Genomic DNA, 12,925 nt, shown 5'->3' with positions numbered 1-12,925 from the left:
GAAAATGAAACAGCAGATGATTGAATCCAGCATTCGCCGCCGCGCATTGAGGCTGGGTGTATCCACGATCTTCGCGGCGATGCTGTCGGCATGCGTGAACTATGCGGGCATCCATAGCGACAAACAAGTCGCGAAGCCACAGCAGTTCGAGACGGTTCAAAGTCTGCCGCCGGAGCAAGGTCACTGGCCGGCGTCCAACTGGGCCGACCAGTTTGGCGATCCCCAACTGAAGGCCCTGATCGGCGAAGCGTTGCAGGGCAGCCCGACGATCGACGAGGCACATGCGCGGGTGGCACAGGCGCAGGCCTATAGTGAAGCGGCAAAGGCCGGCACGCTGCCTCGCGTGGACGCGAACTATTCGCTGACGCGCCAGCAGTACAGCAGTACGGCGCTCATTCCGCCGCCGTTCGCTGGCACATGGCAGACCGAGAACAAGGGACTGCTTAGCGCTTCATATGACCTCGACCTGTGGGGCAAGAACCGCGAAGCGCTAAAGGCGGCTGTGTCGCAGACGCAGGCAAGTCAGGCCGACGAGGAATTCGTCAAACTGACACTGAGCACCGCGATCGCGCGTACCTATAACCAACTGGCCCGCCTCTACGTCCTGCACGATATTGCGCAGGAGGAGGTCGCTCGCCGCGAGCAGATCGATCGCATCACCGTCGGCCGCATCGCTACCGGACTCGATACCGAGGTGGAACGCAAAACCGCGCAGGCGAATCTCGCCACGAGCCGCGCCAATGTCACCGCTATCGACGGCAGCATTCTGACCGCGCGATATCAACTGGCCGCGCTCCTCGGCGCGGGCCCCGATCGTGGGCTTTCGATCGAGCGGCCGATGCTCGGCGTCGGCGATGAAGTGCGTTTGCCGGATAACCTGCCGGCCGACCTGGTGGGCCGCCGTCCCGACATCGTCGCTGCGCGTTGGCGTGTCGATGCGATGACCCACGAGGTGAAAGAGGCGAAGGCCGAGTTCTACCCGGACATCAACCTGAGTGCGGCGATCGGCCTCGATGCGTTCGGTTTCGGCCGTTTTCTCACCGCGGCGAGCCGGACGGCTTCGGCGGGGCCGGCGATCCACCTGCCGATCTTCGACGCAGGCGAGCTTCGCGCGCAATTGAAGGGCCGCTACGCGGAGTTCGACTATGCCGTTGCCGTCTACAACCAGACGCTCATTACCGCTTTGAGCGACGTTGCCATGCAACTCGCACAGATCCGCTCGAGCGACGCCGAACTCGTCGATGCACAGACCGCGCAGCGAGCTGCGCAGGACGCCGACCAGCTCGCGATCACGCAGTTCAAGGCAGGCCTCACCAACCAGCTGACCGTGCTCAATGCCGATGTCACGGCCCTGAACGCCGATCAAGCCGTCGCCAATTTGAAGATGAACCGTCGCGACCAGCAGATAGCGCTCGCGTCTGCACTTGGCGGCGGGTATGTCGACACGTCGGCAGATGAAACACGCCGCGCGGATGCCGCCGCGTTAGCTAACCCCGTCGTCGCCGGGCGTTGAACGGCGCGCTTGCCAACCCGTCAGGAGATATGAAATGAGCGAAACCAGCGTGCCCGACCGCGAAAAGGCAGGGCCAACCAGCGAACGGACGAACGGCGCGCAAGCCACCGTGTCCGGCTCCGACTCCGGCAACGTAGCGGGGCCGACGCAACAGGGCCGCCGCAAGCGCCTGCTTGCGCTGCTCGCAGCGGCAGTCGTGCTGGCGGGTGCTGCCTATGGCGCTTACTACTACACGTTTGGCCGCTATTACGAGTCGACCGATGACGCCTACGTGAGCGGCAATCTCGTGCAACTGACGCCTCAGGTCACCGGTACGGTGGTCGCCGTCAACACCGACGACACGCAGATCGTGAAGGCAGGCGACGCGGTCGTCACGCTCGACCCGGCGGACGCAAAAATCGCGCTGGCGAGTGCCGAAGCGGCGCTGGGACAGACGGTGCGTCGCGTGAGCAGCCTGTATGTGAACAACGACTTCTATGCGGCGAATGTGGCGCAACGCGAGTCGGATCTGGCCCGCGCCAACGACGATCTGCGCCGCCGCCAGGCCGTCGCGGATACGGGCGCCGTTTCCGCCGAAGACATCGCTCATGCACGTGAAGCGGTGAATGCCGCGCAGGCCGCACTCGATGCAGCTCGTCAGCAGGCCGAAGCGAATCACGCACTGACTGACCGCACAACGGTCGAATACCATCCCGACGTGCAAGCTGCGGCATCGAAAGTGCGGGACGCCTATCTTGCATACGCGCGCGACACCTTGCCCGCACCGGTGACAGGCTATGTTGCGCAGCGCTCGGTTCAGGTCGGCCAGCGCGTGGCACCGGGCACGCCACTGATGGCGATCGTCCCGCTCGACGGCGTGTGGGTCGACGCGAACTTCAAGGAAGTGCAGCTCAGGCATATGCGAATTGGCCAGCCGGTTACGCTGACCGCAGACGTGTACGGTTCGGCGATCAAGTATCACGGGCGGATCGAGGGTTTTTCGGCTGGCACGGGTAGCGCATTCGCGACGCTTCCGGCGCAGAACGCAACGGGCAACTGGATCAAGATCGTTCAGCGCCTGCCGGTTCGCATCCAGCTCGATCCGCGCGAACTGGAAGCGCATCCGCTGCGTATCGGGCTGTCGATGCTGGTGGACGTCAATACGCACGACGATTCGGGCACCCAACTCGGCGCGGCGACCAACACGAGCTATCGCACGGACGTCTTTGCCCAATACGGTGAGCAGGCCGACGCCGAGATCGCGAAGGTCATCGCACAGAACGCGATGGATTCGCGTACGAGCAGGGCACAGCCGTCACTCGCAAGCGCTGTGTCGCGCGAACACGGGAGCAATACCGCTGAGGTGAAATTGAGTCGTGCGCGTTTGGCGACAGGAGCCGCTTTATTCCAGCCGCATTCTTGATGGTGGCTTCGCGTGTTGCAAAGTGTCGTCGCGCGGTGAAGCGAAACCGCAAGAGAATGTCGTAGGGGACGCCTCGTGACGCTGGCGTCTTCGGACGTCGACGCGACTTGGGGAGCCTTGCGGTTAGATCACCGCTACTTCGTAAAGGCAGCCACGCGCGGATAACCGACCGAACAGCACGGCTCACGGCTCTGCCACTCGACCACCGTGCTTGATGCTATATGGATTGCGGCTTCCAGCAGCAATCGTCCGATGGCTGGCAGTGCCGCTTCATTGAACGAGCGCTCCCGCTGTGGGAAGCGCTTGCTCTCGATTGATTGACATCACGCGATCAAAACGCCAAACGTTTTCGTCTGAGTTTTTCCTTAACTGCGTCCGCGTTTATAGGCTATTAAATAGCGAGCGGTGTTTTCGCCGATGACCGCCCGGGCAGAAACGAGTCCACCATGCGTGACAATTTGCCACGTGCACTGCATGAGCTTGAATGGAAGTGTGGCGCGACGATCACATCGGTCGCCGACGATTATGGCTGCATCGCTGCCGGCAACGCGGCATGCGTCGAGGTTAGCAGTTTCGACAGGACCGAATTGATCTGCGACGCATAAGCAGTCAGATGCGCCTGACGAGGTCGACGTCGCAACCGCGAACTTGACTGAACGATTCAACGCAATACGTCGCTTGTCGAGCAATCGGCAGCTGCGATGGAGAGTTTGTACGAGGAGCTAACCGTGTTTGGTGTGGCGTAAGGTCGGGTGAGTATCACCCCGCCGGAACGCGCAACTATGTCGACCCTGGAGTGCCTGCATGCGTGGATCAGATAGCTGCCTTGAGGCCAGAAAAATGAAACTCATCCCCAGCGGCCGAAACGGCCTTGAACTCGCATATGCCCGAGGTGACGCGAGCTCGCATTGTCTTGCCGTCGACTTCCGCGTGCGTCGGCAAGTCGATGATCTGTGCATCGCGCTTTTCGATCATTGGTGTGAGCGCCGTGAACTCATTCCTCTCGTCTATCTCCTGCATGTGTGGCCATTTCTACCCTCGACGCCGCATGCCGTCGCGACACTTTCGGCAGCACTGCGCGATCTTCTGGTCTTCCACGACGAAACGATCGACGATCGAGGTCGTCAGTTGATTGACGGCATTCATACTTTGGAAGCCGATGAGATGTGACTTGTCGACGGGGACGGGGCTGCATGCAGGCTCATCTGAATACTCCGTGGTCACGAGTTCAGAAAGACAAGAAGCGGTCCGGCGGAACGACGGCGATCCGACATGAGTGACGCGGCGTAGCGAACTGATGTGTGTTGAAATATCGGTCGGCGCGGGGCCGGAATTCCACGGACCATTCCGATACGTTCACCCGTCCCGGCTTCGGATCGTGCGAATACTCGCCAGCGTTCGCATCAGGTATCGCGGTATGTCTGCTACCCACCATTTCACGGAGCGTCACTAATGAAACGCATCTGCCGCGCGATGGCGGCGATGTTCATCGCCGCGCACGCTTATGCGGCTCCGCTCGATCATGGCGACCTCGTGACGCTCTCGACGCGGTCCGGCGTGACGCAGGGCATCTTCATTGAGTCGCCGATTGAGAATCCGCCATTCGCCGTAGCGCTTTATAGCGGGAGTAGTGGGGCGATCAAGCTCGACTCGACGGGCGCAACCGCCTATCAGGGCAACTTCCTGATCCGGACGGCGCACTACTGGATCGACAAGGGCTACGCCGTGGCGCTTGTCGACATGCCTTCTGACCACGCCGACGGTGGGGACGACCAATACCGCCTGAGCGGTGACAGCCTCGCCGATCAGCGCGCTGTCGTTGCTGAACTGCGCAAGCGCTTTCCGCGGGCCCTGGTGGTGTTGACCGGAACGAGCCGTGGAACGGTGACAGTCGGCAGCGTTCTCGCCAACGACGCGGGACTGGCCGATCTCTATGTGCTCACTTCTCCAGTCACTATCGCGAGCAGAAGTCAGCCGGGCATATCAGTGCTCAGCTTTGGCAACGCCGATCCGAAGAAGGTATTGGTCGTGTCGAATCGCAATGACCGATGCCCGGTTGCGCTATTTTCAGGCGGAGAGCAATTGGCCCGTCGTTACGGCATGACGTTCGTCGCCGAGGATTCGAGCGACGGCACCGACAACTGTGGCGGGCGTTCACCGCATGGTTTTTTCGGTATTGAGAAGCGGGTGCTCGATGATATCGACGGCTGGATGACCGCGCAGCGTCCTGCGGCCGCGCAGCAGTAGCGCTCAAGGCGTTACGGGCAGCGGAGTCCCGACGCCAGGCACGTTCGCGGCACCAGGCCTTCGCGAATCTGTGTTGCCGCTGAAGACAAAAAAACCGCATGCGCTTTCACGCATGCGGTTCCGTGCTGTATCAGCGGTCCCGGCACGTGGCCGGGCAGAACATCAGAAGATGTTGCGCAGGCCGACAGCGACGCCGGTCTGGTTGTTGCGACCCGGATAGTCGATGGTGTATGCGCCCGTACCGTGCGTATAGTCAACCGTGCCATAGACTTCAGTGCGCTTGGACAGCGAGTACTCAGCCAGCACCGTGGCCGAATAGTTCTTGCCATTACCGAGCCCACCGTTGAGCAATGCCGCATTACGCGCTTCGCCGTAGTAGCCGACAGCGGTAACCAGGAGCGGTGCAGTGGCTTGCCAGGTCGTGCCGAGGTAGAAGTTGTCGTCGATACGGTTCGGGCTCACGTTCGCGGTGGCCGGGAGGCCTGCTTGAGCCTGGGCGTTGTCAACCGTGCCCGTGTTGTCCTGCGAGTGCAGCCAGCCAGCGAGCAGGCGCACCGCCGGAACGACCGTATAAACCACACCTACGTTGACCTGATTCCACTTCCCGTTGCCCGTGCCGGCGCTCTTGAAAGCGTTGTTCACCTTGGGCGTGTCGTTCTGTTGCCAGCCAACGATACCCTCCACCGGTCCATACGCATACGTTGCGGTGAACGCGTACATGCTGTTCTGGCCGACGCTACCTGCGGTATTGCCGAAGCCGTACATCGCCTTCACGCTCAGACCGCCGATCGCGTAGGTGTACTTGGCCGAGTTGTTGCTGTACAGGAACGGGCCGATCGGGTTGTAGATCCAGCTGTTTTGCCAGTAGTTGCCGAGGGTCAGCGGGTCAAACGTGTCGCCGTATTCGTCGAAGAACGGCGTCTTCTGGCGACCAAAGGTCAGCTGACCGTACTTGTCGCTCTTCAGGCCGACATACGCCGAGCGGTTGAACAGGTTGCCGGAGCTCGCGAATGCGCCGTTCCACAAATTAAAGCCGTTCTCGAGGCGGAAAATCGTCGAGAGGCCGCCACCCAGATCTTCCGAACCCTTGAGGCCCCAGCGGCTGCCGGTGACCGGGCCTACGCCCATTGCCACTTGGCCGTTGTTTTGGCTGTCTGCGTTAGAAAGGTAGCGAATGCTGGTGTCGACAATGCCGTACAGCGTAACCGAGCTCTGCGCAAAGGCAGACTGGGCGGAGAGGGCAAGCAAGGCGGCGCCGATTGCGGCGGTGGTCTTTTTCATGTGATCCCCAAATTAGTTATAGCCGTCGCTATGCGACGGCTTGGCTCTGGAACCCGCTCGGTCGGTAAGGACCCGCGCGCTGGGTAACGCGGCGATGATATTTCCGGTGAATAAAAATCTGTTAAGAATTCGCGCAGATGTCGCCTGGCTACAACATTTCGCGAATTTGTGGTGGACGTCGCCGGCGGGCCGTGGCGCGGGGAGTCTGTCAGGGCGGGGTGACTTCTGCTCGATGCGGTCACAGCGCTTGAGCGCGCGGGTAGCGCGTACAGCGAGGAGATCGCCCCAATCATCGCGACGATGCCCAGCGCCAGGTCGCCGGGCGTTGCCGGGATCGTATGGGAGGTGCTGCGGGATGATGCAGATGCAACTGCCGACTTCGCTGACTGGTCGATCGTCGACCATGATCCCTGGTTTAAGGCATCGCTTGTTGAGTGCTGCTGGCGGCCACTGCGCGGCAGTGAAGACGGGGCGGCGCTATGCCAGGCGAGGCGAACAAACCACCGGATGCAAATCCGTCTAAGCGGTTTCGGGTCCGTACTCTTTCATAGAGGAACGATGCACTTGCACTGAATGCCGGCGTTGTGATCGATTCGAGGTGGGTGTGTCCCAAATCGCGAGGCGGACTGCGAGGGTTGGTGCCAATTCGACGGGTTTCCGCCAAAGAAGCGGAATCGATTTACGACTTTCCTGGAGTTGCCGCTTTTATTTATATTTGGAAATAACGAGCGTCGGTATTCATTTCGATCCACGTATTGTGAATTGGTGTGGAATGACGGAATTTCTGGATGGTGTGCGTAGGAAATCGTCCTGTTGATTGTCAATCGAGTGCGGTTCGATCTGCGAGCATATTAATTTTACGGCGTTCGCGGGCGGAGTTTATTCGGAACATATTTTCGATTCAAACCCCATCCGAATTCTCATCCAGCCTGCAGCGATTCCGGCTGCTCCTTAGCGACCATTGGGCACCGGGCGCGTTGATGGTTTTCAGTGCCGCGTCAAATTCATCAGAGTAGCCCCTTGCCGTCCGTTTTTTATAGATAACCCTTCGATCCTGAAAATATGGTTCTTGAAATGGTTTAGACGGAGGCCGCGAATTCATAGCGAATATCGGTAAACGGGGAGTTGAGCCGAATCTGAATCAAATTGACTCGTATCAAATGGCTGATTAGTGGTCGCATATCAAAAAATGCTTATATCGTGAGCCATGTTAGGCTGAACGGCCAGTTTGAGGTCCATCTCATAATCAGTCAGCTACGCATTCAGATTGACCGGATACCGACGAATTCATGCGCAAACTCGGTTCTGGGAAAAGAAATGGGGTTGCTTGATAAATAGCGCGGCTTTTCGCTGAGCAACACAACCACACCAAGCAGAGGAGTATGGAAATGAAGATGAACAAGGCGTGCATTGCAGGTGCTTTCGCAATCGCTTTGAGTGCCTGCGGCGGAATGCAGGGTATCAATCCTGATGCTGCGGTTTCCGCTGGCACGAACCTTTTCAAGGCCGCGACGCTATCCGACAGCGACATCGTGGCGCTATCGGGTGAGGCATGCAAAGCAAGCGATGCCGAGTCGAAAGTGGCCGCGTCCGGCAGTGCCTACGCGAAGCGTCTCACGCGTGTGATGAAGGGCTTTGGCGACATGACGCTGAACGGTCAGAAGATCAACTACAAGGTCTATATGACCAAAGACGTCAACGCGTGGGCGATGGGGAACGGATGCGTTCGTGTCTACAGCGGCTTGATGGACATGATGAACGATGACGAACTCCGCGGCGTTATCGGCCACGAAATGGGTCACGTTGCCCTGGGTCATTCGAAAAAGGCGATGCAGACGGCCTATACCGTGAGCGCGGCTCGAACCGCGGCGGGTGCGACCGGCAATTCAATGGCGAGCGCATTGAGCCAATCGCAGCTTGGCGATCTCACTGAGAAGTTCGTCAACGCGCAGTTTTCTCAATCACAAGAAAGCGCAGCTGATGACTACTCTTTCGATCTCCTGAAGCGACAGGGGATGAAGCGGGAGGGTCTTGTGACGGCATTCCAGAAGCTCGCAACGCTGGACGGTGGAGCCAGTTCGATGCTTAGTTCCCACCCGTCGTCGCCGAGCCGTGCGGAGCATATCCAGAATCGGATCAAGAGCGAAGGCTAATTCTGGTTGGAGCTGCACGGTAGCCAGAAGTTGCCGTTTGCCAGGGGGCGAGGCCGCGCGCTACAAGTTCCGCGCGGGCTTCGCTCATCGGGTCAGGGCTACGCGGCGCTTGCCGGGCAGCGCCTGGCATCTGGTGCATGTTGCGTCGTCGCGTGGCGAACTGGCGGTCGACGGGCACGGAACAGCGTTCGACACCTGCTGCAGAGATAGTTACCGCTCACGCGACATCTGGTGAATAGGGTTGCCGTGGGTTTCAGCAATACCAGGAAATAGCACCAGGAAAAGACAAAGGCCCTGCGACTTTCGTCGCAGGGCCTTTGTTCTTCGGGCTTCCAACATACCCATGAATCTGGTGGGTAGTACTGGGATCGAACCAGTGACCCCTGCCGTGTGAACCTAGAAACTAGCCCCGCTGCATCAAGTCTCGATGCACGCATGTTTATGATTATAAGGAATTTTCTCCGATAGTGCTCAGCTAGCATCAGCTAAATTCAGTACAGGTCTTTAGTTCACTCCGCCACTTTTCCGCCGGCGCGTACGATCGATCAGCGTCGCCGCATCCGCCTCTGACCGCGCAATTTGAGCGTTCCGGTCGATTGCCCGCGCGCCGATATCGTCGCCGTGCCACTCGGTCTCCCATTCATCGCCATCAAACTGCTCAGCAGTGATTTCGGGGCTGCAGAGGCTGGATTTCCGTTTGGGTTGCTCAAACCGCGCATGGTAGACGCTGTAGGGCATATCGCTTTCCGTCACGAGAATCAGGCGATCAACAAACGCGGTGCTGCCCAACATCCCATTGTGTTCCCACAACTCAAGGTCGAGGCCATAGATCGGCGGGCAGGGCGCTTCTCCGAGCGGCCAAGCATCGGCCCAAGTCTGCAGAAATACTTCCATCGTTTCTGCTGGATCGGCGTACTTGAACCAATCCAGCCACTGCTCCGCATCCATCACTCGGCAGCCGTAGGCTTCAATCTCATCGATCCATTCTTCCAGTGCAGCGCGAGCTTCCGCTGGAGTCACTTTCGTCCATTTCTTTGGCCTACCTGGCTTCGTTTCAGGCAAATGACCTCCGCGCATGCGGGTGCAGCCTTTTTCAAAAATCACCTGAGCTCCGTGCCGACGACTTAGCAGGCGCGCAATGCCTGATGGAGGGAGTTTTCTGTTAAGCAGCTGCCGAAGACCGAGTTCAAAGACGTATTGCTCGTCCAATCTACCTTTGTCGCAGCCAAGTTGGCTCTTGACAACGTAGTCCACTTCATGTAGGCCGCGCACCTTAAGCGGGCCCGGGCCATTCCTGGTGCGAGTCCGCCTGACGTACATGTGGTCCGCAAAAAATTCTTTAGGCAGACCAAGCAGACCTTCAACTATTTCCTGCGCCTTTAGTTCGCGGTCTTTACCTTTCCATAGGCAATTTGCCAAGTAGATAGCTGACTGCTGCCGGTCTTCATCGCTTTCTTTTCGTTGCCGGGCCATCCGAAACCCTCGCTTATACGCCGTGTGCGGTGTGTGTGTCATGCCGAATCATGTGAATGAGATTACATGATTCATATGGGGTGCACAAATGGCCGTCGAGGGAAATCGCGCTACTGAGGACTTCAGGGTGACGTTTGCTCGGTTGGATCCGAGCGCGTTGATTTCGCCCAAGGAATTTGCCTGCCTGTTGGGGATCAAGCCGGGGGCGTTCTACGAGCGAAATTCGAAAGGCAAGCTCCCCCAGCCAGCGATGACCGAACACCGGTGCGTACGCTGGCGTGCGAGGGACGTACGCGAGTGGCTGAACGGCCTTAATTCTGTCGCGCAGCGCCGAGGTCGACCGCGCAAGACGGGCGAGCAGTAACGTAGCGGCGCAACAATATGACGATGGAGCGTGACAACGAATTGCTGCCCCTTCAGGCTGGCGTCGTGGACGATTCTGAAGACACATTTGCGCGAGCAGATCACGCGCCGCGCCGTCATCCGCATCGTGTCCCGGTACGCCGAGATTCTATGCAGTGGCTCAAGGAAAAGACGGCTGCGGTCGCAGCTACGCTCGAGAAAAAGGCCGCCGAGGAGCCTCAGCAACTGTTCCTGCCAGGCTTCGATATCGGTGCGATGCCGAATCATCTGAATCGATCGAGTCTCATTGCCCCGATTGCGCGAGGGCGGCGCAAGTTCCACCGGCAGACCGTTATGGTCAGCCGGTCGGATTGCGTGCTGGAGTACACCGGAGAACAACTGGACGAGGCAGACGGCGAAATCATCATGGCGCTGATCTTCTATGCCCGGCCCTATCCGATGGGGACGCCTGTTCCGCTCGTTCGCGCCGAGTTGCTGCGCAAGCTCAAGCGCAACACGGGCCAGCACGATTACCAGTGGCTACAGCGCCGAATCCGGGCGCTAACTGAGGGGACCCTCTACGTCGAGGCCAAGAAGCCGGACGGCTCCACCCGGTACAAGATCGGCTCTTCCTTGGCTTTTCATGTCCTCCGCGACTTCCATTACGACGAAGACACCGAGACGTACAGCTACACGCTGGATCCCCGATGGGTACTGATGTTCGGCAACCGGGAATACAGTCTGATCGACTGGGACAAGCGGATGCAGATCGGGCGCGGGCTGGATATGGCCAAGACCCTGCAAAGGCTGGTGGCCACGTCCGCCGACCCGGTGCAGCGGTACGCGCTAGATTGGCTCAAGGGCAAGACGGAGTACGGAGGACGAATGCGGGACTTTCGAGGCGCCCTCGATCGTGCCGTGCGCGAAATGGAGCGACTGGAGATCATTGCCAAAGGGAATATTGAGGACAGCACCAAAGGCAAGCCGCAGCTTGTCCTGCGGCTCCAGCCTCGGGATAGCGTCGCGCCCTCATCGGGATAGCGTCGCTTCGTGTCGGGATGGCGTCGCTTCGTATCGGGATGGCGTCGCACGCATCATCTGTAACGATTTGATTTGATTAGGGAAAATTGGATATTTTTTCCTTCTACCTTCTTTCTACCTTTCTTTTACTGGCTATGGCCCGTAAACAACTTGCTGTACACCGCGATTGGCCTGTGGATTTGTGGACAGCCTCGCATCGCGAGGTGACAGCCTGAGCGCTGCGCACTCTCTGGTTGACAAGCCGGGACAACTCTTCGGGTTGCCCCACCTTGCCAACCGGCCGGCTGCTGCCCACAAGCCCCACAGGCCGCTACCACGAGAGAGATGTGAAACCTAAGGCTGACCGGTAACAACCAAAACAAAAGCACCAACCTACGAGGGAGCAATGATTAACGTATTTATCTTGAGACTTTGTGTGCTGGCCATGCTGCTCCTGGCTGGACCTGAGGCGATAGCTGCACCAGTCGGCTGCGTGGCGGGATATCAGGATTCGACGTGCCTGGGCCGGATTGGCGCTGCTGCCCAGCCGCAACCGGCCTGTTCCACTGCTGATGGATGGACCACGGTAACAGCGTCACAGTGGATCGGATCCGGATGGTCAAGTCCGCAATGCAGCTATCAGGCACCGCCGAGGTGCCCGAGTGGTTACAGTCAAACAACAGCGCCCTCGTGGGATGGGGCGAGCTGGGTAGGGTTGCGATGTTGGCCGCCCGCGCCGACACCTGCCGCCGCGGTGTACATCTGCATGAACCTTGCCACCAGCCTCTACCCTTATTGGATAGTAGACGCGGTAGACAATCCGCCCGCGTCCGTGGTACCGCAGTCGTGGGTTGCCCCGTATTTAGGGCAATCAGGCACTGTTAGGATCGCTAACGGCACGATGTATGCTGTATCGATGCCGGCCAACATTAGCGGGACATACGTGGTTGTGTCGTATTCCACCGCTCCCGCGCCTTATGTCGGGGGCGGCAACTACGATTCCACAACCCTTTTTTGCGCAGTGAGTCAAGTCGATGGTTCTATCGTCGGCGTGTTCTTGGACAACACGACCTATACCGATTCGTCGGGCGGCACCTGAGAGTTCCGGCTAATACGGTAAGACCGCTCCGCGAGTCAGGGACAAAGTCCCGCCAGAAGGCGGGGCCGCACCGATAAGGTAAGCGCTACTCAACCGACAACGTTCCCCGTCGTGAACGTAAAGCTGCGCGAGAACGGCGTGCCGTTGATTGTCCCCGTCAGCGACACCGAGTAAGTTGTGTTCGCGGTCAACGGTGACGTCGGGTACGCGACGGCTTCGAACGCAGGCAGATGAGCTTCGACTTGACGAGACCCGTCATCTGATCGTTTCTTAAGACAGATGTCTCGCCTCCTGTCGGGCACGTTTGCCACGATCGGCAATTCGATGCAGAACTTGTCGAGAATGTGGGTGAACTGATTGCGCACTAGCGACATGTCGCCCGGTGTCGTACCATT

The 12,925-nt window shown here is 59.1% G+C and carries 8 protein-coding genes and 1 pseudogene; 6 read left to right on the top strand and 3 right to left on the bottom strand.

The window, feature by feature from the left end:
- Positions 1 to 4 precede the first annotated feature (4 nt).
- The 4 genes from D1Y85_RS00125 to D1Y85_RS00110 all read left to right on the top strand — a co-directional run bounded on the left by D1Y85_RS00125 (position 5) and on the right by D1Y85_RS00110 (position 5,162).
- Positions 5 to 1,513 carry an efflux transporter outer membrane subunit gene (locus tag D1Y85_RS00125; RefSeq protein ID WP_124149017.1) on the top strand — a complete coding sequence of 503 codons (1,509 nt, stop codon included), beginning with the start codon at positions 5 to 7 and terminating at the stop codon, positions 1,511 to 1,513.
- 34 nt (positions 1,514 to 1,547) lie between these two features.
- Entirely contained in the window at positions 1,548 to 2,915 is a 1,368-nt protein-coding gene (locus tag D1Y85_RS00120) for an HlyD/EmrA/EmrK family protein (RefSeq protein WP_124149016.1), read from the top strand.
- An 804-nt stretch (positions 2,916 to 3,719) separates the two neighbouring features.
- Positions 3,720 to 4,085 (top strand): hypothetical protein, encoded by a 366-nt coding sequence (locus D1Y85_RS00115; protein ID WP_246024718.1) that lies wholly within the window; start codon positions 3,720 to 3,722, stop codon positions 4,083 to 4,085.
- Between the two features lie 303 nt (positions 4,086 to 4,388).
- Entirely contained in the window at positions 4,389 to 5,162 is a 774-nt protein-coding gene (locus D1Y85_RS00110) for an alpha/beta fold hydrolase (protein WP_124149015.1), read from the top strand.
- Positions 5,163 to 5,324: 162 nt separating this feature from the next.
- Here D1Y85_RS00110 and D1Y85_RS00105 read toward each other — a convergent pair whose 3' ends face one another.
- Positions 5,325 to 6,443, bottom strand: a complete 1,119-nt coding sequence (locus tag D1Y85_RS00105) for a porin (RefSeq protein ID WP_124149014.1) — start codon at positions 6,441 to 6,443, stop codon at positions 5,325 to 5,327.
- A 1,388-nt stretch (positions 6,444 to 7,831) separates the two neighbouring features.
- Between D1Y85_RS00105 and loiP the strand changes: the two genes are divergently transcribed.
- Positions 7,832 to 8,596, top strand: a complete 765-nt coding sequence (gene loiP, locus D1Y85_RS00100) for a metalloprotease LoiP (protein WP_124149013.1) — start codon at positions 7,832 to 7,834, stop codon at positions 8,594 to 8,596.
- Between the two features lie 504 nt (positions 8,597 to 9,100).
- Here loiP and D1Y85_RS00095 read toward each other — a convergent pair.
- Complete coding sequence (locus D1Y85_RS00095; protein ID WP_124149012.1) at positions 9,101 to 10,069, bottom strand: hypothetical protein; 969 nt, start codon at positions 10,067 to 10,069, stop codon at positions 9,101 to 9,103.
- 381 nt (positions 10,070 to 10,450) lie between these two features.
- Between D1Y85_RS00095 and D1Y85_RS00090 the strand changes: the two genes are divergently transcribed.
- Entirely contained in the window at positions 10,451 to 11,452 is a 1,002-nt protein-coding gene (locus tag D1Y85_RS00090; RefSeq protein WP_246024717.1) for a plasmid-related transcriptional repressor protein, read from the top strand.
- 1,167 nt (positions 11,453 to 12,619) lie between these two features.
- Here D1Y85_RS00090 and D1Y85_RS00085 read toward each other — a convergent pair.
- Positions 12,620 to 12,760: pseudogene (locus D1Y85_RS00085) on the bottom strand (CAP domain-containing protein); the annotation flags it as partial.
- Between the last annotated feature and the right edge of the window lie 165 nt (positions 12,761 to 12,925).

This window comes from Paraburkholderia dinghuensis (genome assembly GCF_003837865.1).
GTDB lineage: Bacteria > Pseudomonadota > Gammaproteobacteria > Burkholderiales > Burkholderiaceae > Paraburkholderia > Paraburkholderia dinghuensis.
The sequence above is the reverse complement of the archived record's forward strand: the minus strand, read 5'-3'. Positions and strand labels throughout refer to the sequence as shown.

Coding starts and splice junctions, on each gene's coding strand:
- D1Y85_RS00125 (WP_124149017.1), top strand. CDS start 5: ATGAAACAGCAGATGATTGAATCCAGCATTCGCCGCCGCGCATTGAGG.
- D1Y85_RS00120 (WP_124149016.1), top strand. CDS start 1,548: ATGAGCGAAACCAGCGTGCCCGACCGCGAAAAGGCAGGGCCAACCAGC.
- D1Y85_RS00115 (WP_246024718.1), top strand. CDS start 3,720: ATGCGTGGATCAGATAGCTGCCTTGAGGCCAGAAAAATGAAACTCATC.
- D1Y85_RS00110 (WP_124149015.1), top strand. CDS start 4,389: ATGGCGGCGATGTTCATCGCCGCGCACGCTTATGCGGCTCCGCTCGAT.
- D1Y85_RS00105 (WP_124149014.1), bottom strand. CDS start 6,443: ATGAAAAAGACCACCGCCGCAATCGGCGCCGCCTTGCTTGCCCTCTCC.
- loiP (WP_124149013.1), top strand. CDS start 7,832: ATGAAGATGAACAAGGCGTGCATTGCAGGTGCTTTCGCAATCGCTTTG.
- D1Y85_RS00095 (WP_124149012.1), bottom strand. CDS start 10,069: ATGGCCCGGCAACGAAAAGAAAGCGATGAAGACCGGCAGCAGTCAGCT.
- D1Y85_RS00090 (WP_246024717.1), top strand. CDS start 10,451: ATGACGATGGAGCGTGACAACGAATTGCTGCCCCTTCAGGCTGGCGTC.